The sequence below is a fragment of the Cellulosimicrobium protaetiae genome, from assembly GCF_009708005.2.
In the GTDB taxonomy this organism is placed as follows: domain Bacteria; phylum Actinomycetota; class Actinomycetes; order Actinomycetales; family Cellulomonadaceae; genus Cellulosimicrobium; species Cellulosimicrobium protaetiae.
This window is the reverse complement of record NZ_CP052757.1, coordinates 157,173-176,029: the sequence shown is the minus strand read 5'-3', so window position 1 is coordinate 176,029 and position 18,857 is coordinate 157,173. Positions and strand designations below refer to the sequence as shown.

Below are 18,857 nucleotides of genomic sequence, written 5' to 3'. Positions count from 1 at the left end.
GCGGCCGACCACGCATGCACCACACCGCACCCGACCCGACCGACGCCCACGCCGATCCCGCCGGGGCGAGTCCCCCCTCCGGTGACGCTCCTCCCGGGGCGCGGGCCCGACGGCGCCCGCTCGCCCTCGCGCTCGGACTCGCCCTCCCGCTCACGCTCGTCGCGGCGTGCGCGCAGGGGGCGGGCTCCGAGGGCGAGCAGGCGGACCCCGCGGAGCCCGCGCCGTCGGCCACGTCCGACGTCAGCGAGGCGGCCGCGCTCACGCCGCGCCTCGCGATCACGTACGACGGTGGCGTCCAGGTCCTCGACGCGACGACGCTCGAGGTCGTCGACGACCTCGAGCTCGCCGGCTTCAACCGCCTCAACCCCGCGGGCGACGGCCGCCACCTGCTGGTCTCCACGTCCGGCGGGTTCCAGGTGCTCGACGTCGGCACGTGGGCCGAGCCGCACGGCGACCACTCCCACTACTACACGGCGGACCCCGTCCTCACGGACGTGACGTACGCGGCCGAGAAGCCGGGCCACGTCGTCGTGCACGAGGGGCGCACGGCCCTCTTCGACGACGGCACGGGTGAGATCACCGTGCTCGACTCGGCCGCGGTCGCCGACCCGCACGGCGTCGACGACGCGCGCACCCTGACGACCCCCGAGGCGCACCACGGCGTCGCGGTCGAGCTGTCCGACGGCTTGCTCGTCGTCTCGGAGGGCACCGAGGACGCGCGCACAGGAGTCCGCCTGCTCGACGCCGCGGGCGAGGAGGTCGCGGCGACCGACCAGTGCCCCGGCGTGCACGGCGAGGCCGTCGCCGCGGGCGAGGCCGTCGTCATCGGCTGCGAGGACGGCGCAGTCGTCGTCGCGGGCGGTGCGATCACCAAGGTCGCGGCCCCGGACGCCTACGGGCGCATCGGCAACCAGGCGGGCAGCGAGGAGTCGCCCTTCGTCCTGGGCGACTACAAGTCCGACCCCGACGCGGACCTCGAGCGGCCGACGCGCGTCTCGCTCATCGACACGCGCGACGCCAGCCTGCGCCTCGTCGACCTGCCCGCGAGCTACACGTTCCGCTCGCTCGGCCGCGGCGACGCGGGCGAGGCGCTCGTGCTCGGCACGGACGGGTCGCTGCACGTCATCGACCCGGAGACGGGCACGGTCGTGCGGTCCATCCCGGTCGTCGACGCGTGGGAGGAGCCCGAGGAGTGGCAGGATCCGCGCCCCGCGCTGCTCGTCCAGGACGGCATCGCGTACGTCACCGACCCGGCCGGCCGCGCCATCCACGCGGTCGACTACGTCGGCGGCGAGGTGTGGAAGAGCGCCGAACTCGACGTCGTGCCGAACGAGCTCAACGGGGTCACCGGGAAGCCGGTCGCGGCGGACGCGCACGAGGACCACGAGCACGCCCACGAGGAGGGCGAGCACGGTCACGACGAGCCCGCCGAGGACGGCCACGAGGGCCACGACCACGAGCACGACGAGGGCTGAGCGCAGACACGCGACGCCCGGAGGCCGCGAGAAGTCGCGCGAAACTCCGCGTGTTCCCTAGTGTTGTCCCCGGTGCACGGCCTCGCGGCTGGCACACTGAGACCGTGACGACGGGTGGTGACCACCGCGCGTCGTGAACCGAAGAAGGGATTCGCATGTCGCTCAACAAGTCCGAGCTCGTCTCGGCCATCGCCGGCAAGGCCGACCTGTCGAAGGCGGACGCCGAGAAGGCTCTCAACGCCTTCCAGGAGGTGCTCATCGAGTCGCTGGGCAAGGGCGAGGCCGTCAAGGTCACGGGTCTCCTGTCCGTCGAGCGCGTCGAGCGTGCCGCCCGCACGGGCCGCAACCCCCGCACGGGCGAGGAGATCTCGATCCCGGCCGGCTTCGGCGTGAAGATCAGCGCCGGCAGCCTGCTCAAGAAGGCCGTCGCCAAGTGACGTCTCGCTGACCGGCCGCTGTCGGTCCGGTCAGCAGCACGAAGGCCCGGAACCCCGCGAGGGGCTCCGGGCCTTCGTCGTCCCCGTCCCCCGGCGCTGCGCCGACACGACATGAGGGTCGTTCTGCGCCCGACAGCGACCCTCACGTCGTGCTCGACGCGGGGTGGAGGCGTGTTCGGCGCGAGGGGGTGGGGGGAGGTCAGGCGTGGACGACGTTCGCGAGGACGCCGTGGTTCGTCAGGCGCGAGCCGATCGCCTGGTCGACCTCGGAGAATGCCTTGTTGGAGCGCGCGACGCCGATCGCGCCGGCCATGGCGCCGTGCCCGGTCGGGCGGTCGATGCGCGCGACGAGCTGGTCGCCGTGGAGCATGAAGTCGACGGTGAAGACGAGGTGCTGCGCCTTGCCCGCGAACGCGCCGAGCCAGAACGTCTTCTGCTTGCTCCCGCGCTCGGCGGCCCACTGGCCGGTCGGGCGGGTGGTGACGGCGAAGCCCTGCTCCTGGAGCGCGGCGTGCAGGTGCTGCTTGGCGACCTCAGGGTCGCCGGACAGGAAGTAGTCGACCGTGGCCATGGCGGCTCCTCGTGCGTCTCGTTGCGTCGTGGTGGCGGTGCGGCAGCGTCGCCGCGGACGGGCGGGCGGCCCCCGGGATGCTACCGCCGTCCGGCGTCGCCTCCTCCGACTGTCTTGAGAAGCGTTCTCAATGAGCGCTAGGCTGGGCCTCCACCCACCGGAAGGACCTCTCATGGCCGTGCCCAAGCGCAAGCTCTCCCGATCGAACACCCGTGCCCGCCGCTCGCAGTGGAAGGCGCAGGTCCCCGAGCTCGTCACCGTCGTCGTCGACGGCCGCGAGGTCACCCTCCCGCGACGGCTCGTCGCGGGCGTGCGCCGCGGCTACGTGACGCTCCCCGAGTGAGCCGGGCGCGCGGCGTCGGGCCCGCGGCGCACCCGCCGGGGTCGCGACCGGTGCCCGACGGCGCGTGCCGCCCCGCGCCGTCGGCACGCCGTGACAGCATCCTCGGGTGAGCGAGCCCACCCCCGACCCGTCGTCCGCCGTCACTTCCGCGCCGGCCCCCGACCCGGCCCCCGGGCGCCGGGAGCGCCGCGAGAGCGAGCGGAACGGGTCGCCGTCCGCGGGTGCCCACGCCCACACCCACGCCCACGGACCCGCGGCCCCGGCGACGCGGCGCGTGCGTCTCACGCTCGCGGCGTTCCTCGTCCCGGCGCTCCTCGTGACGCTCGCGGGCCTGGCCGCGCTGTGGCCCGCGTCCGCGGACGTGCCCGACCGCATCCCCGTCGCGGCGGAGGGGAGCTCCGTCCTGCGGGCCACGGTCACGGGCCCGGTCGACGAGGCGACGAGCGAGGTGCCGGCCCGCCTCGACGCCGGGTCGCGCGCGGGCGGCGAGGACGTCGGCGGGGACGCGATCACCGTCAACGCGCCGCCCGAGTACCTCGCCTACGGGTTCGACGAGGGCGACCGGCTCCGCGTCCTCTACATCGCCGAGGCCGCGGGGGCCGGTGCGAGCCCGTACGTGTTCATGGACTTCGAGCGCGGGCTGCCCATCGGCCTCCTCGCGATCGCGTACGCCGTGGTCGTGCTCGCCGTCGCGCGCTGGCGCGGCCTCGCGGCGCTCGCGGGTCTCGCGGGCGCGTTCGTCGTCATCACCTGGTTCACGCTGCCCGCGCTGCTCACCGGGCAGGACGCGCTGGGCGTCGCGCTCGTGACGTCGTCGCTCGTCATGTTCGTCGTGCTGTACGTCGCGCACGGTTTCACCGCGCGCACGTCGACGGCGCTGCTCGGCACGCTCGCCGGGCTCGCCCTCACGGCCCTCCTGGGGTGGTGGGGGTCGGGGGCGGCGAACATCACGGGGCTCACGTCGGAGGAGTCCCTGTGGATCCCGCAGTACGCGCCCGCGCTCGACATCCAGGGCGTCGTCCTGTGCGGCATCGTGCTCGCCGGCATGGGCGTGCTCAACGACGTGACCATCACCCAGGCGTCGGCGGTGTGGGAGCTGCGGGCCGTGGCACCCCTCGCGACGCGGCGCGAGCTGTTCACGCGGGCGATGCGGATCGGGCGCGACCACATCGCCTCGACCGTCTACACGATCGCGTTCGCGTACGTCGGCGCGGCGCTGCCCCTGCTCATGGCGGTCTACCTCTCGGACCAGAGCCTCGCGACGAGCCTCACCTCGGGGGAGATCGCCGAGGAGGTCGTGCGCACGCTCGTCGGGTCGATCGGCCTCGTCCTCGCGATCCCCATCACGACCGGGATCGCGGCGCTCACCGTGCCGGGCACGGCGGCCGTGCGGTCCGTCCCCGTGGGTAGGGTCGAGGCCCCCGCGGTCTGACGACGGCGGGCGACCCGGCGACGACGCGGCGACCGGGGCGTGCGACAGGGCGACGAGAGGACGACGACGATGGGGACGACGAGCGGGCAGGCCGGTCAGCGCGCAGCGGTGCTCGGGCCGGGCGGGGTCGGCGGGCTGGTCGGCGCGCTGCTCGCGCGGTCCGGCGTCGACGTGACGTTCCTCGCGGGGGACGCGACGGCGGCGGCGCTGACCGAGCACGGGGTGCACGTCCGCAGCCGCCAGGTGGGCGAGCTCCACGTCCCCGCGCGGGCTGCGACGCGGCTCGACGGGGCGGTCGACGTCGTCCTCGTGGCGGTCAAGCAGACCGCGCTCGACGCCGCGCTCGACCGCGTCCCGCCCGAGGTGCTCGGCGACGGCGTCGTCGTGCCGTTCCTCAACGGGCTCGACCACCTCGACGTGCTGCGCGCGCGGTACGGGGCCGAGCGCGTGCTCCCCGCGACGATCCGCGTCGAGTCGACGCGCGTCGCACCGGGCGAGATCGAGCACACGAGCGCGTTCGTCGACGTCGACCTCGCGCCCGGCGGCGTCGCGCCGGAGCGCGTGGAGGCCGTGCGCGCGCTCCTGGAGGGGGCGGGGATCTCGACCACGGTCCACGCGGACGAGACGGCGCTGATGTGGGCCAAGCTGGGCTTCCTCGCCCCGTTCGCGCTCCTCACCACGACGTACCGCGCCCCGATCGGCGAGGTCCGCACCGTCCACCGCGCCGAGCTCGAGGCGCTCGTGCGCGAGGTCGCTTCCGTCGCCGCGGCGAGCGGCGCGCCGTCCGACCCGGACCGCACGCTCACGTTCTACGACCGCTTCGCCCCCGAGGCCAAGTCCTCGATGCTGCGCGACGCCGAGGCCGGTCGCCCGCTCGAGGTCGACGCGATCGGCGGCGCGATCGTCCGCGCCGCCGACCGGGCAGGCGTGGACGCGCCCCTCACGCGCGCGCTCGTCGCCGGCCTCGGCGGCTGAGGGGCGCACCCGGGACGTGCGGCCGCCGGTCGCGCGACCCGGGGACGCGCCCGCCGGGAGCCTTCACCGGACCGCCACGTGACCCCCTGTGGACGCGTCCCCAGGGGCCTCACAGGTTCGCCAGGATGTCCGTCATGAGAGAGCCGTGGGTCGACGTCGCGCTGGCGCGGCTGCCCGAGACGCGTTCCTGCCCCGCGTGCGCCGCGACGCTGCGGTCCTCCCGCTGCGACCGGTGCCTGCTCGACCTCACCGGCCCCCTCGCGTTCGAGGTCGCCGCCGCGTCGACCGAGGCCGCCGACGCGCTCTCGCGGCGCCAGGTCGCGCTCGACGCCCTGCGCGCGAGCCAGCCCGAGGCCGCCGCGTGGGCGGCCCGCGCGGTCGTCGCGACACCGCCCGGCGATGCGCCGCCCGGCGTCCGCGCGGTCCCGTCGGGACCGCCGCGCGCGATGCGCCCGCTCGACGCGACCGGCCGCGGTCAGGCCGGACCGCGCACGTCGCCGGTCGCGCAGCCGCCCGGTCCCGTTCGCGGTCCCGTTCGCGGTCCGGTCCCGGTCCGTCCCGCCACGGTCGGGCCGGTCCCGCCGGGGTCCGCGGGGTCGCCCGCCGGTGCCGTCGTGCCCGGCGCGGCACCGGCTCGCTCGGTGGGTCTCCAGCCGGTCCTCGCCGGGGCGGGGGCCGGGCTCCTGGCCGTCGCGACGGTCGTCTTCGTCTTCTTCACCTTCGCCGACGACCTCGCCCTGCGCGCCCTCGTGACCGGGGTCGTCACGGTGCTCACCGTCGGGGCGGCGGTGCTCCTGCGGTCGCGGGGACTGCGCTCGTCCGCCGAGGCGGTCGCGGCGCTCGCCGTCGTGCTCGCGGTCGTGGACGTCGAGCTCGCGCTGAGCGCGTGGGCGCGCGCCGGGGCGCTCGACCCCGTCGGGACCGCGGTGGCGCGCGCGTCGCTGCTCGCCGCGGTCGTGGTCGGACTCGGCCTGGTCGGCGACCGCGCGCGCGTGCGCGCCTGGGTGACGAGCGCCGTCGTGCTCGGGCCCCTCGTGCCGCTCGTCGCGGCACCCGCCGCGGGGGCGCCCTGGGGCTGGGCGGTCGCGCTCCTCGCGACGGCGTGCCTCACGGCGCTCGCCGCGCCCGTCGCGGCGCGCTCCGGCGCGCGGGTCGGCAGCGCGCTCCGCGGCGAGCAGGCGGTCCTCGGCGTCGTGCGCACGGTCGCCGTCCCGCTCGCCGTGGTCGTGGGGCTGACGGTCACCGCCCCGCCCGGGCTGCCGACCGGCTCGGGCTCCGCGGCCGTCGCGCTCGGGGCGGCGCTCGCGGCCGCCCTGCTGCGCGTCTCGACCGCGGAGCGGCGCTGGTACGCGATCGGTGGCGCGTCGGCCGTCCTCGCGGGCGCGCTGCTCGGGACGGGCGGGGACGTCGTGTGGGTCGGCCTCGCGCCCGCGTTCGCCGCGCTCGCCTGGTTCGTCGTCCTGGCGCTCACGACGCCGCGCGTCGTGCAGGCCGTGCGGGCGGCACCGACGCCGGCTGTGGGTCGGTCCGACACCCTCCTCGGCGGGGCCGTCGTCGCGATCGTGGCGGCGGTCCCCGCGGTCGCGATCGCCGGGCTGCGCGCCGCGGAGGTGCTCATGACGGCGACCACCGGCACGGACGCGGAGCTCGGCACCGCACCGCTGGGCGTCGGGGTGCTCACCGCGGCGTCGCGGGACGACGGGCTGGGCGTTGGCTCCGACGGCGCAGAGATCCTCGGCGGGACGCTCCTCGGTCTTACTGCCGTGCTCGCGGTCGTCTCGGTCGCCGGGAGGCTCGCGCTCCGCACGCCGCAGCCGGTGCCCGCGCCGCTCCCGCCCGGGGTGCGACCCGTGCCGCTCCCGACCGGTGCCCGGCCCGTGCCGCTCCCGACCGGTGCCCGGTCCGCGCCGGCCCCCGGCGGCTGGGCACCCGCAGTGTCGCGGCTCGGGGCCGCGCCGGTCGTGCGGACCGGGCGAGCGTTCGGCCCGTGGCTGCTGCTCGCGCTCGTGCTCACGCTGGCGCTCGACCCGCGCCTCGCGGGCGTCACGTCGCTCGCCCTGCTCGCGGTCCTCGCCGCGGCGCTGGTCGTCGCCACCGCGCGACCCGTCGCCGTGCCTGCCGTGCCTGCCGTGTCCCCGGCCCCGGCCTCGGCCCCGGTCCCGAGCGGCACCGCGTCGGACGTCGCCGCCGGGTCCGCGCCGGGCGCCGTCGTGCGTGCGGTCCGACGCGTGCTCGTGCACGTCTTGCGCCCTGCCGCCCGGCTCCTGCCCGACCCGCGCGCCGCGATCCGCCACGGCGTGCTCCCCGTGGGACGGGCCGAGCGGAGGGTCTGGCGTGCCGCCGCCGTCGCGGGCACGATCGCCGCACTGCTGCTCCTCGTCGCCGGGTCGTGGGTCGCGCGCCCGACCGCGACCGTCGGTGCGGTCGTCGTCGGTGTGCTCCTCCTGGCGGCCCGTGCTTGCGCGCCGCGTGGTCTGCACGCCGTCCTGGTCGGGACGGCGTACGGCTACGCGCTGCTCGTGCTCGGCGTGACGCTCGCGTGGGGCGGCATCGGGACGGTCGCCGTCCTGTGCGTCGTGTCGGGCGTCGCGTCGCTCGTGGCGCTCACCGTGACGCTCGTCCCGCGCGTCGACCGGGACTCGTGGTGGGCCGTGCTCGGCGTGACGGCCGTGCCGTTCGGTCTGGGCGTCCTCACCGTCGTGGACGAGCGCAGCGCGTGGTCCGTCGCGGCGTGCGTCGCGATGCTCGCGCTCGAGGTCGTGCTCGTCGGCTCCCGCCGCCCCGGGACGGTCACGGGGCTGCGCGTGCTCGCCGCCGCGCTCGTCCTGCCGACGGCGGCCGTGGCCGTCGTCGGCGCCGGTGCGCTCGTCCTCCCGGGGAGCGGGTCTCCCGTCGTCCTGCCCGTGGTCGCGGTGCTCGTCGCGGCGGCGCTCGCGGGTGCTCGCCCGGTCACCGAGAGGATCGGCCTGGGCGCCGGCCGGGTCGCGGTCGAGGCGGCCGCTGCGCTGACGGGGGCGATCGCCGTCGGGCTCGCGTTCGCCCGACCCGCGGCCGGGCCGGACGTCGCGGTCGCGGTCCTCCTCCTCCTCGCCGCGGGCGCGGGGCTCGCGGCGCGCGACCGGGACCGGCGTGCGGAGTGGTGGCTCGCCGCGGCCCTGACCACCGCCGCCCTGTGGACGGCGCTCGCCGCCGCGGAGGTGGGGCTCGTCGAGGCGTACACGGCGCCGCCCGCGCTCGCGGCGGTCGTCACGGGGGCCCTGCTCGCGCGCCGGTCGCGGCGCTGGTGGGAGCTCGCGAGCGCCGGGCTCGTGCTGCTCGTCGTGCCGTCGGTGCTCGCGCTGGGAGCGTCGCCGGGGGCGGGCGACATGCGGGCGCTGCTGCTGGTCGCGGCCGGGGCGGGGTGCGTCGTCGTGGCCGCGACGCTGCGGCGGGCGGACGCGGCCGGCGGTGCGTGGCGGCGTGCCGCGGCCCTGCGGCTCGCCGGGGCGGGCGTGCTCGCGGCGACGGCGGGGACCGTCGAGTCCGTGCACGTCGCGCACGCCGCGGGCGGTGGTGCCGTGTTCCTCGTCGGGTTCGCGTGGGCGCTCGCCGCGGGCGCGGTCGCGCTGGGCGGTGGCCTCGTCGCCGCCCGTGGGGCGTCGGGACGCGCGACCGCGGTCGTGCGGCGCTGGGCCGTCGCGCCCGCGGCCGTGCTCGTCGTGGTCGGGGCCGTCGCGAACGTGCGGCCGGTCTGGGGCGTCATCGCGACGGTGTGGGCCGTCGAGGTGCTGCTCCTGGTGCTCCTCGTGCTCGGGGTGCGCCGGGCGGTCCGCGGGCGGCTCGACCTCCCGCCCGCCTGGTTCACGTGGCTCCTCGCGCTCGCCGCCGCCATCGGTGCCTGGTCGCCGCGCGAGCTGCGCGTCGAGGTCTTCTCGCTCCCGCTCGGCGCGGGCCTGCTCGTGGCGGGGTACCTCGCGCTCGCGGCCGGCACGACGTCAGCCCGGGGCACCGGGGCCGGGAACCCCGACGCCGAGGGCGCCGCGGCGGGAACGGCCGGTGGGGTCACCGCTCCGGTGCGGACGACGTCGACCCTCGCCGGATGGCCGGTCGGTCTGGCCGGGTCGTGGCGGACGCTCGCCCCGGGCATCCTCGCGCTCCTCGGGCCGTCGGTCCTCGCGACGTACACCGACGCACGCACGTGGCGTGCCGTCCTGGTCATCGCGCTCGCACTGGCCGCGGTGCTCGTCGGGACCCGCACGCACCTCGCGGCGCCGTTCCTGCTCGGGGTCGCGGTGCTGCCGGTCGAGATCCTCGTCGTGTTCGTGTCCCAGCTCGGCACGCGCATCTCCGCCGGGCCGTGGATGCTCACGCTCGCGGCGGCGGGCGGCCTGCTGCTCATCATCGCGACGTACTACGAGCGCCGGATCGCCGCGTACGACGGCGCCGCGGCGTACGTGCGCGACCTCCGCTGACCGCGGGTCCCGGGTGCGGCCCTGGTTCACGGCCTGCCCGCGGACGGCGCTCACTACCCGGCGGAAGGCGTTCCTCGCCCGCAGCGCGGCATAGGCTCCGGTCGGCTCGCCCTCGACGGCGGGCGACCGTCGTCGTCTCCGCTCAGCGCTCGCCGCGCCGCTGCTGCTCGATGAGCGGGCGCAGTCGGTAGGGGATGAGCTCGCCCATCGACAGCGAGGTCTCCGTGCGCTCGACGCCGTCGATCGCGAGGATCGCGGCGTCGATGCGGAACAGGTGGTCGGTGTCGCGGCACGCGACGGTGACGCGCAGGTCGGCGGTCCCGCTGCGGCCGAACGCCTGCACGACCTCGGGGATGCGCGCCACGTCGTCGACGATCCGGGCGAGCTCCTTCTGCCGCACCTGGACCTCGACGAACGCCGTGAGCGGGTGCCCGAGCACGTGCGGGTCGATGCGCCGGTCGAGGTCGAGGAACGCGCCCTCGGCCTCGAGCCGGGCGAGCCGTGCCGCCACGGTGTTGCGCGAGAGCCGGAGGCGGTCGGCGAGCGCGACGATCGTCGCCCGCGGGTCGTCGGCGAGGGCGAGCAGGAGGTCGAGGTCGACAGCGTCGGCGCTGTGCATGGTGCTCACCCTAGCCGAGTGACAGCGGTCACACTGCACAGCGTGTCGGACGTCGGTGGAGCCATGTGCGCGGCAGGGGTTACGTTCGCCCTACCTCGGTCCTCGACGGAGAGGACCGGCTCCCCGAGGTGAGGTGGCGACGATGCCCAGCGAACCTGCGGTGCGGACCGGACCGACGGCGGCGACCCCGCCGAAGGCGCAGAACGGTCACCGGGCGGCAACCCCGCGCGACGCACGAGCAGACCGGAAGAACGTGGCGCACGACGTGCGCAAGGACGTGCGCGAGGACGGGCGTGCCGACGCGCGTACCGACGTGCCGCGGCAGGACCCGGGGGACGGCGCGTCGACGCCGACCCTGCGCGTGCTGACCGAGGACGGCACGCGGCTCCCGGACCCCGACCTCGACCGGTGGCTCGCCGACCTCGACCCCGCGGCACTCGACGACGACGCGCGCGAGGCCGCCCGGACGACGCTCCTGCGGCTGTTCGAGGACATGGTCGTGGCGCGGCGCATCGACGCCGAGGCGACGGCCCTCCAGCGGCAGGGGGAGCTCGCGCTGTGGCCCCCGCTGCTCGGGCAGGAGGCGGCTCAGGTCGGCTCGGCGCGCGCGCTGCGCGACGACGACTTCGTCTTCTCCTCCTACCGCGAGCACGCGGTCGCGCGCGTGCGCGGCGCCGAGCTCGTCGACCTCGTGCGCGTGTGGCGCGGCGTCGCGGTCTCCGGGTGGGACCCGTACGCGATCGGGATGGCGTCGCCGCAGGTCATCATCGGTGCGCAGACGCTCCACGCGACGGGCTGGGCGATGGGCGTGCAGAACGACGTCGACGCCGGTCGGGTCGACGCGTCCGCCGGGCTCCCCGTGGGGGTCGCGTACCTCGGCGACGGCGCGATGAGCCAGGGCGACGTCAACGAGGCGTTCGTCTTCGCGTCCACGTACCGCTCGCCGGTCGTCTTCTTCTGCCAGAACAACCAGTGGGCCATCTCCGAGCCGGTCGCGCTCCAGTCGCGCGTCCCGCTCGCCGAGCGCGCCCGCGGGTTCGGCATGCCCGGCGTGCGCGTGGACGGCAACGACGTGCTCGCCGTGCTCGCGGTGACGCGCGCGGCGCTCGACCGCGCACGGCACGACGGCGGCCCGACGCTGATCGAGGCCGTCACCTACCGCATGGGCCCGCACACCACGGCCGACGACCCGAAGCGGTACCGCGACGCGGCCGAGGTCGAGGAGTGGACCGGGCGCGACCCGCTCGCGCGGTTCGAGGCGTACCTGCGCTCCGTCGGTGTGCTCGACGACGCGGGGGCGGCCCGGGTGCAGGGCGTCGCCGACGCCGCGGCGGCCGAGCTGCGCGCCGGGTGCGTCGCGCTCACCGACCCGCCGCCGCTGTCGCTCTTCGAGCACGTCTACGCGGAGCCGCACCACGCGCTGGAGCGCGAGCGAGCCGAGTACGCGCACTACCTCGAGTCGTTCGGCGACGGCGAGGACGGGGACGACGGCGCGGGTGGGCCGGGCGCGGCGGGTGACCGGGCGGCGTCCGGCGCGGCGACGAGCGTGACGGGGGTGGCGCGATGAGCACCCTCACCGTGGCGAAGGCGCTCGGCGCGGGGCTGCGCCGCGCGATGACGGACGACGACCGCGTGGTCGTCATGGGCGAGGACGTCGGCCGGCTCGGCGGCGTCTACCGCGTGACGGACGGGCTCCAGGCGGAGTTCGGCCCGCGCCGCGTGCTCGACACCCCGCTCGCGGAGTCCGGGATCATCGGGACCGCCGTCGGGCTCGCGTACCGCGGCTACCGGCCGGTGTGCGAGATCCAGTTCGACGGCTTCGTGTTCGTCGCGTTCGACCAGATCCTGTCGCAGCTCGCCAAGATGCACGCGCGCACGGGCGGGAAGGTGCGCCTGCCGATCACGATCCGCATCCCGGTCGGCGGCGGCATCGGCGCGGCCGAGCACCACTCGGAGTCGCCCGAGGCGCTGTTCGCGCACACGGCCGGGCTGCGCGTGGTGTCGGTCGCGAACCCCCAGGACGCGTACACCGTGCTGCGCCAGGCCGTCGCGTGCGACGACCCCGTGATCTTCTTCGAGCCCAAGCGCCGGTACCACCTCAAGGGCGAGGTCGACCTCGACCCGGTGGACCCGCTGCCCATGGACCGCGCGCGCGTCGTGCGCGAGGGCCACGACGTCACGCTCGTCACGTGGGGCGGGCTCGTCGGGACCGCGCTCGACGCCGCCGTCGCCGCGTCCGACGACGGCGTGTCCGTCGAGGTGATCGACCTGCGGTCCCTCTCGCCGATCGACCACGACACCGTCGCGGCGTCGGTGCGCAAGACGGGGCGCGTCGTCGTGACGCACGAGGCGCCGCGGCAGGCCGGGCTCGGCGCGGAGATCGCCGCGACCGTGACCGACCGCTGCTTCGAGTACCTCGAGGCCGCGCCCGTGCGCGTCACCGGCCACGGCATGCCGTACCCGCCCGCCAAGCTCGAGGGGCACTACCTGCCCGACCTCGACCGCATCCTCGACGGCGTCGACCGCGTGCTGGGACGGGTCGAGACGTTCGTGCCGGCTCCTGTGCCCGACGCCGCGGCGCCGGGCGGGGCTCCCGGGTCGCCCGGCGCGACCCGCACCGTCGAGGCGGTGGCTCGATGATGACGATGCGCGAGTTCCGCCTCCCCGACCTCGGGGAGGGGCTCACCGAGTCCGACATCGTGAGCTGGCACGTCCACGCGGGCGACCGCGTCGAGCTCAACCAGGTGATCGCCGAGGTCGAGACGGCCAAGGCCCTCGTCGACCTCCCGTCCCCGTACGCGGGCGTCGTCGCGTCGCTGCACGCCGAGGAGGGCCAGACCGTCACCGTCGGCGAGCCCCTGGTGACGTTCGAGGTCGACGACGGCACCCCCGCCGCCCCGACCCCGGACAGTGCCCCTCACCCGACGCCTCGGGCTGCCGAACCCGGGGTCGCTGCTCAGACGGCCGTCCCCGTGAGGAGAGAGCCCGGGCTCGGCGAGCAGGGGGAGGACGACGGGCCGGAGCCGAACCTCGTCGGCTACGGGGCCGCGCCGGAGCGTGCGGGCAGGCCCGCGCGCCGCCGTCGGGCCCCCGTGGCTGCTGCCGGGCGCGCCGGGGGCCGGCCCGAGCCGGCGGGACCCGGGGTCGCTCCTCAGGCGGTCCCGATCGTGGGGACGGATCCCGGGCTCGGCACGGGGGGCGACGCCGGCGGGACGTCCGGCTGGGTCGGCGAGCGGCCGCGGTCGACGCCACCGGTGCGGGCGCTCGCGAAGAAGCTCGGCGTGCGCATCGACCGTGTCGAGGGGACGGGACGGGACGGCCTCATCACGCGCGAGGACGTCCTCGCGGCGGTGAGCTGCCACCGCGACGTCGTGCGGCAGCCGCGCGACGTCTACGCCACGCTCGCCGCGTCGACCGCGTCGACCGCGTCGACCGCGTCGACCGCGTTGCCCGCGTCGACCGCGTCGACCGCGATGCCCGCGACGCCCGCCACCCCGACGGCGCTCGCGGACGAGAGGGGAGCCATGGCCCCGCGAGGGCCCGGTCGAGGGGCAACGTCTCCTGTCTCGGCGGCCGTCGGTGCCGACGCGCGGGCCGGGCTCGAGCCCGAGGTCGTGCCGGTGCGCGGGGTGCGCAAGCACACCGCGGCGGCCATGGTGGCGAGCGCGTTCACCGCGCCGCACGCCACGGTGTTCCTCACCCTCGACGTGACGCGCAGCGTCGAGCTCCTGGAACGCCTGCGCACGCACCGTCTCGCACGCGGCGAGCGGATCACCGTCCTGGCGCTCGCGGCGCGTGCGCTGTGCCTCGTGCTGCCGCGCCACCCCGCGCTCAACAGCGCGTGGCGCGACCTCCCCGACGGTTCGGCGGAGATCGTGCGGCACCGTCGCGTGCACCTGGGCATCGCGGTCGCGACGGACCGGGGGCTCGTCGTGCCCCACGTCCCCGACGCGCAGGACCTCGACCTGCCCGACCTCGCCGCCGCGCTCACCGACCTCACGGTCACGGCGCGCGACGGCCGGACGACGCCCGAGCGACTCACCGGCGGGACGATCTCGATCACCAACGTCGGGGTGTTCGGCGTCGACGCGGGCACGCCGATCCTCGTGCCGGGAGAGGCGGCGATCCTCGGCCTGGGCGCCGTGCGTCGTCGGCCGTGGGAGCACGACGGCGAGGTCGCGCTGCGCGACGTCGTCACCCTGAGCCTGTCGTTCGACCACCGCGTGGTCGACGGCGAGCAGGGCGCGCGCTTCCTCGCCGACCTCGGCGCGCTGCTCGAGGACCCGGCCCTCGCGCTCCTGGCTGGTGGCTCGTCGCCCGGCGGCGGTACCGCGCCCGGCCGAACCCTGGATCCCTCCCCAGGATCGGCCGCGGGTGAGGAGCGATCCCGGGTTCGGCAGGGAGGGGTGGCCGGATGACGATCCTGACGAGCGCCGTCGACCCCGGGTCGGAGACGGCCCGGGCGAACGACGCCGGCCAGCGGGCGCTCGCCGACGAGCTGCGTGCGCGCACCGCGGACGTCGCGCGCGGGGGCCCGGCGTCGGCGCGCGACCGGCACGTCGCGCGCGGCAAGCTGCTGCCGCGCGACCGCGTCGACCGCCTGCTCGACGAGGGCAGCCCGTTCCTCGAGATCGCGCCGCTCGCCGGGTACGGCGTGGACGACGGCGCGTGGCCGGCCGCCGGGGTCGTCGCCGGGATCGGGGTGGTGAGCCGGCGGCAGGTCATGGTCGTGTGCAACGACGCGACCGTGAAGGGCGGGACGTACCACCCGCTGACGGTGAAGAAGCACCTGCGGGCGCAGGAGATCGCGTTCGAGAACCGGCTGCCGTGCGTCTACCTCGTCGACTCGGGCGGTGCGTTCCTGCCGCGTCAGGCCGAGGTGTTCCCGGACCGCGACCACTTCGGCCGCATCTTCTACCACCAGGCGCGGCTCTCCGCGGCGGGGATCCCGCAGATCTCCGCGGTGCTCGGGTCGTGCACCGCGGGTGGCGCGTACGTGCCCGCGATGAGCGACGAGACCGTCATCGTGCGCGACCAGGGCACGATCTTCCTCGGCGGTCCGCCGCTCGTGAAGGCGGCGATCGGCGAGGTCGTCACGGCCGAGGAGCTCGGCGGCGGCGAGCTGCACGCGCGGCGCAGCGGCGTCGTCGACCACCTCGCCGAGGACGACGAGGACGCGCTCGACACCGTGCGTCGCATCGTCGCGACGCTCCCGCCCGACCCGGCGCCCGCGTGGGTCGTCGTGCCGGGCGAGCCGCCCGCCGTCGGGCACGACGGCGCCCGCTCGCCCCGGGCCGACGGTGCGCCCGACCACGACGGCGCAGGCATGTACAGCGCCGTCCCGACCGATGTACAAGCACCGTACGACCCGCGCGAGATCATCGCGCGGCTCGTCGACGGCAGCCGGTTCGACGAGTTCAAGCGCGAGTACGGCGACACGCTCGTCACCGGGTTCGCGCGGATCCACGGGCACCCGGTGGGCATCCTCGCGAACCGGGGCGTGCTGTTCGGCGCATCGGCGCTCAAGGGCGCGCACTTCATCGAGCTGTGCGACCAGCGCGGCATCCCGCTGCTGTTCCTCCAGAACATCTCCGGGTTCATGGTCGGTACGGACGCCGAGGCGGGCGGGATCGCGAAGGACGGCGCCAAGATGGTCACGGCCGTCGCGACGACGCGTGTCCCGAAGCTCACCGTGATCGTCGGCGGGTCGTTCGGCGCGGGGAACTACTCGATGTGCGGGCGCGCGTACTCGCCGCGGTTCCTGTGGTCGTGGCCCGCGAGCCGCATCTCCGTCATGGGCGGGCCGCAGGCCGCGTCGGTGCTCTCGACCGTCAAGCGCGACCAGCTCGCCGCCCGCGGCGAGACGTGGGACCCCGACGACGAGGCCGCGTTCACCGCGGGGATCCGCGCGGACTACGACGAGCACGGCAACCCCTACTACGCGACCGCGCGCCTCTGGGACGACGGCGTGATCGACCCCGCCGACACGCGCCGCGTGCTCGGCCTCGCCCTCGGCGTGTGCGCGCGCACGCCCCTCGCCGAGACCTGGACCGGTGACCGGTTCGGGCTCTTCCGGATGTGAGCCGATGACCTCCGACAGCCCCCACGGCGCGAGCACCCACCCGGCGGACCAGCCGTCCGCGCGCCCGACGGACCGGCCGGCGGACCGCCCGACCGGCGGTCCCGGGTTCCGCGCGGTCCTCGTCGCGAACCGCGGGGAGATCGCGTGCCGCGTGATCGGCACGCTGCGGCGGCTCGGCGTCCGGTCGGTCGCCGTGTTCTCCGACGCCGACGCCGACGCCCGCCACGTGCGCGAGGCCGACGTCGCGGTCCGGCTCGGGCCCGCGCCCGCGGCGCGCAGCTACCTCGACGTCGACGCCGTCGTCGCCGCCGCCGTCGCGACCGGTGCCGATGCGGTCCACCCCGGCTACGGGTTCCTGTCCGAGAACCCCGCCCTCGCCCGCGCGTGCGAGCGCGCCGGGATCGCGTTCGTGGGTCCGGGCGTCGACGCGCTCGAGGCGATGGCCGACAAGCTGGCCGCCAAGAGCATCGTCGGCGCGCGGGGCGTCCCCCTCGTGCCCGGCGCTGGCGAGCCCGGGATGGGCGACGACGACCTGGTCGCCGCCGCCGGCGCCGTCGGCTTCCCGCTGCTCGTCAAGCCCTCCGCCGGGGGCGGGGGCAAGGGGATGGTCGTCGTCCACACGGCCGACGACCTGCCCGGAGCGCTGGCCTCCGCCCGACGGGTCGCCGCGTCGTCGTTCGGCGACGACACGCTCCTCCTCGAACGGCTCGTCGAGGCACCGCGCCACATCGAGGTGCAGGTGCTGGCCGACACGCACGGGACCGTCGTCCACCTCGGCGAGCGCGAGTGCTCGCTCCAGCGCCGCCACCAGAAGGTCGTCGAGGAGGCACCGTCGCCGCTCCTCACCGAGGCGCAGCGTGCCCGGATGGGCGAGGCCGCGTGCGAGGTCGCGCGGTCCGTCGGGTACGTCGGCGCCGGGACGGTCGAGTTCCTCGTCCCCGCCGCGCGCCCGGACGAGTTCTTCTTCATCGAGATGAACACGCGGCTCCAGGTCGAGCACCCCGTCACCGAGATGGTCACCGGCCTCGACCTCGTCGAGCTCCAGCTCCGCGTCGCGGCGGGCGCGCCGCTCGGGATCGCCCAGGACGACGTCGTGCTCCGCGGCCACGCCGTCGAGGCCCGGCTCTACGCCGAGTCGCCCGAGCGCGGGTTCCTCCCGGCCACCGGGTCGGTCCTCGTGTACGACGACGCCGACGTCCCCGCCGGGCCCGGCGCCTCTCCGCTGCGCCTCGACTCGGGGATCTCCCCCGGTGCCGTCGTGGGCGGGCACTACGACCCCATGCTCGCGAAGGCCGTCGCGTGGGGAGAGACGCGCGACGAAGCCGTCGACCAGCTCGACGGGCTGCTCGCGCGGACCGTGGTGCTGGGGGTCGAGACGAACACGGCGTTCCTGCGGTCTCTGCTCGCGGACGGTGACGTGCGGGCGGGGCGGCTCGACACCGGGCTGATCGACCGGCTCGTGTCGGCTGGGGCTGGGGCTGGGGCTGGGGCTGGGTCTGTGGTCGGGTCTGTGGTCGGGTCCGGCGAGGGGGCGGGGGGTGTGCGCGCCGTCTACCATCCGCGCCCTCGTTCCTCGGGCGCTCCCGCCAGGCCCGACCACGACGGCGCGCACACCCCCCGCCCCCTCGCCTCGGTGGTCCGCTCGCCGTCCGACGGCGCGGACTGGGTCGAGTTCGTCGCCGCGGCGCTGTTCCTCGTCGAGCAGGTGGTTGCGGCTCGTCCGGGCGGCGGGACGGACCACGACCGCCTGCTCGACGGCGGAGTGGCGGCGGCCGGCGACCCGTGGCGGATGGGCGACGGGTGGCGGCTCAACGGGCCCGCGGCGGCGCGGCGGGTCGTGCTCGTCGATGCCGCCGGGGGCATGCACGAGGTGCGGGTCAGCGGGGTGGCGGGGGACGCCGTCGTGCAGTGGCCGCAGGAGCGCGAGCCCGACGGCGGTGGGTGGGACCCCGGCGCCGCTCGCCCGCGGGCGGTGCGGGCGTCGCTCGAGCACGAACCCGGCGCCGAGGGCGCGTGGTGGGTCACCGTCGACGGCGTCCGGGAGCGCGTGCGGCTCGCTCTCGACGTGCCGTCCGCCGACGGCGAGCCCGCGACGGTGTGGCTGTGGCGCAGCGGGCGGACCGTCGCCCTGGCCGCCCCTGACCGCGAGCAGCGCGCGGCGCGGGCGCGGGACGACCGCCGTCGAGCACGGGGCGACGCGACCGGCGCGACCGACCCCGAGGTGCGCGCCGCCATGCCCGGCACGGTCGTGACGGCCGTCGCGGACGGCGAGCCCGTCGCCGCGGGCGCCGTCCTCGTCACGGTCGAGGCCATGAAGATGGAGCACCCCGTGCTCGCCCCGCACGACGGCGTCGCGACCGTGCGCGTGCGCCCCGGCGACCTCGTGCGCCGGGACCAGGTGGTCGCCGTCGTCCGTCCCGTGCCCGCACCGACACCCGAGCCCGCACCACCGAGATAGCGACCACCCGCCGA

Annotated in this window: 13 protein-coding genes; 11 read left to right on the top strand and 2 right to left on the bottom strand. The window is 76.5% G+C overall.

Annotated elements, in window-relative coordinates; all coding sequences use genetic code 11:
- Positions 1-14 precede the first annotated feature (14 nt).
- Complete coding sequence (gene aztD, locus FIC82_RS00735) at positions 15-1,475, top strand: zinc metallochaperone AztD (RefSeq protein ID WP_253691312.1); 1,461 nt, start codon at positions 15-17, stop codon at positions 1,473-1,475.
- Positions 1,476-1,630: 155 nt separating this feature from the next.
- Entirely contained in the window at positions 1,631-1,912 is a 282-nt protein-coding gene (locus FIC82_RS00730) for an HU family DNA-binding protein (protein ID WP_154797176.1), read from the top strand.
- Positions 1,913-2,111: 199 nt separating this feature from the next.
- Here FIC82_RS00730 and FIC82_RS00725 read toward each other — a convergent pair whose 3' ends face one another.
- Positions 2,112-2,483 (bottom strand): hypothetical protein, encoded by a 372-nt coding sequence (locus FIC82_RS00725; protein ID WP_154797175.1) that lies wholly within the window; start codon positions 2,481-2,483, stop codon positions 2,112-2,114.
- A gap of 172 nt (positions 2,484-2,655) precedes the next feature.
- Between FIC82_RS00725 and rpmF the strand changes: the two genes are divergently transcribed.
- The 4 genes from rpmF to FIC82_RS00705 all read left to right on the top strand — a co-directional run bounded on the left by rpmF (position 2,656) and on the right by FIC82_RS00705 (position 9,684).
- Positions 2,656-2,826, top strand: coding sequence for a 50S ribosomal protein L32 (gene rpmF, locus FIC82_RS00720; protein ID WP_154797174.1), 171 nt, complete (start codon positions 2,656-2,658; stop codon positions 2,824-2,826).
- Between the two features lie 106 nt (positions 2,827-2,932).
- The gene (locus FIC82_RS00715) at positions 2,933-4,258 is read left to right on the top strand and encodes a YibE/F family protein (RefSeq protein ID WP_253691311.1); all 1,326 of its coding nucleotides are present in this window, start codon (positions 2,933-2,935) and stop codon (positions 4,256-4,258) included.
- A 69-nt stretch (positions 4,259-4,327) separates the two neighbouring features.
- A complete protein-coding gene (locus FIC82_RS00710; protein WP_154797173.1) occupies positions 4,328-5,233 on the top strand; it encodes a ketopantoate reductase family protein in 906 nt (301 codons plus the stop codon).
- A gap of 134 nt (positions 5,234-5,367) precedes the next feature.
- The gene (locus tag FIC82_RS00705; RefSeq protein WP_154797172.1) at positions 5,368-9,684 is read left to right on the top strand and encodes an SCO7613 C-terminal domain-containing membrane protein; all 4,317 of its coding nucleotides are present in this window, start codon (positions 5,368-5,370) and stop codon (positions 9,682-9,684) included.
- A 142-nt stretch (positions 9,685-9,826) separates the two neighbouring features.
- Here FIC82_RS00705 and FIC82_RS00700 read toward each other — a convergent pair whose 3' ends face one another.
- Entirely contained in the window at positions 9,827-10,303 is a 477-nt protein-coding gene (locus tag FIC82_RS00700; RefSeq protein WP_154797171.1) for an Lrp/AsnC family transcriptional regulator, read from the bottom strand.
- A 142-nt stretch (positions 10,304-10,445) separates the two neighbouring features.
- Here FIC82_RS00700 and FIC82_RS00695 point away from each other — a divergent pair, with 142 nt between their 5' ends.
- From FIC82_RS00695 to FIC82_RS00675, 5 genes are read left to right on the top strand one after another with little or no spacing between them, the layout of a single operon-like run.
- Positions 10,446-11,870, top strand: a complete 1,425-nt coding sequence (locus FIC82_RS00695; RefSeq protein WP_154797170.1) for a thiamine pyrophosphate-dependent dehydrogenase E1 component subunit alpha — start codon at positions 10,446-10,448, stop codon at positions 11,868-11,870.
- Entirely contained in the window at positions 11,867-12,943 is a 1,077-nt protein-coding gene (locus tag FIC82_RS00690) for an alpha-ketoacid dehydrogenase subunit beta (RefSeq protein WP_154797169.1), read from the top strand. Before FIC82_RS00695 ends, FIC82_RS00690 begins: the two co-directional genes overlap by 4 nt.
- Complete coding sequence (locus tag FIC82_RS00685; protein WP_168731361.1) at positions 12,940-14,721, top strand: dihydrolipoamide acetyltransferase family protein; 1,782 nt, start codon at positions 12,940-12,942, stop codon at positions 14,719-14,721. The genes FIC82_RS00690 and FIC82_RS00685 overlap by 4 nt, the downstream gene beginning before the upstream one ends.
- Positions 14,718-16,385 carry a carboxyl transferase domain-containing protein gene (locus FIC82_RS00680; RefSeq protein WP_154797168.1) on the top strand — a complete coding sequence of 556 codons (1,668 nt, stop codon included), beginning with the start codon at positions 14,718-14,720 and terminating at the stop codon, positions 16,383-16,385. The genes FIC82_RS00685 and FIC82_RS00680 overlap by 4 nt, the downstream gene beginning before the upstream one ends.
- 4 nt (positions 16,386-16,389) lie before the next feature.
- Positions 16,390-18,843: an acetyl/propionyl/methylcrotonyl-CoA carboxylase subunit alpha gene (locus FIC82_RS00675; RefSeq protein ID WP_154797167.1), complete on the top strand. Its 2,454-nt coding sequence runs from the start codon at positions 16,390-16,392 to the stop codon at positions 18,841-18,843.
- Positions 18,844-18,857 lie beyond the last annotated feature (14 nt).

Excerpts from the sequence above, each read along its gene's own strand:
- FIC82_RS00700 (WP_154797171.1), bottom strand. The coding sequence starts at position 10,303 with ATGCACAGCGCCGACGCTGTCGACCTCGACCTCCTGCTCGCCCTCGCC.
- FIC82_RS00685 (WP_168731361.1), top strand. The coding sequence starts at position 12,940 with ATGATGACGATGCGCGAGTTCCGCCTCCCCGACCTCGGGGAGGGGCTC.
- FIC82_RS00675 (WP_154797167.1), top strand. The coding sequence starts at position 16,390 with ATGACCTCCGACAGCCCCCACGGCGCGAGCACCCACCCGGCGGACCAG.
- FIC82_RS00680 (WP_154797168.1), top strand. The coding sequence starts at position 14,718 with ATGACGATCCTGACGAGCGCCGTCGACCCCGGGTCGGAGACGGCCCGG.
- FIC82_RS00690 (WP_154797169.1), top strand. The coding sequence starts at position 11,867 with ATGAGCACCCTCACCGTGGCGAAGGCGCTCGGCGCGGGGCTGCGCCGC.
- FIC82_RS00725 (WP_154797175.1), bottom strand. The coding sequence starts at position 2,483 with ATGGCCACGGTCGACTACTTCCTGTCCGGCGACCCTGAGGTCGCCAAG.
- rpmF (WP_154797174.1), top strand. The coding sequence starts at position 2,656 with ATGGCCGTGCCCAAGCGCAAGCTCTCCCGATCGAACACCCGTGCCCGC.
- FIC82_RS00710 (WP_154797173.1), top strand. The coding sequence starts at position 4,328 with ATGGGGACGACGAGCGGGCAGGCCGGTCAGCGCGCAGCGGTGCTCGGG.
- FIC82_RS00705 (WP_154797172.1), top strand. The coding sequence starts at position 5,368 with ATGAGAGAGCCGTGGGTCGACGTCGCGCTGGCGCGGCTGCCCGAGACG.
- aztD (WP_253691312.1), top strand. The coding sequence starts at position 15 with ATGCACCACACCGCACCCGACCCGACCGACGCCCACGCCGATCCCGCC.
- FIC82_RS00730 (WP_154797176.1), top strand. The coding sequence starts at position 1,631 with ATGTCGCTCAACAAGTCCGAGCTCGTCTCGGCCATCGCCGGCAAGGCC.
- FIC82_RS00695 (WP_154797170.1), top strand. The coding sequence starts at position 10,446 with ATGCCCAGCGAACCTGCGGTGCGGACCGGACCGACGGCGGCGACCCCG.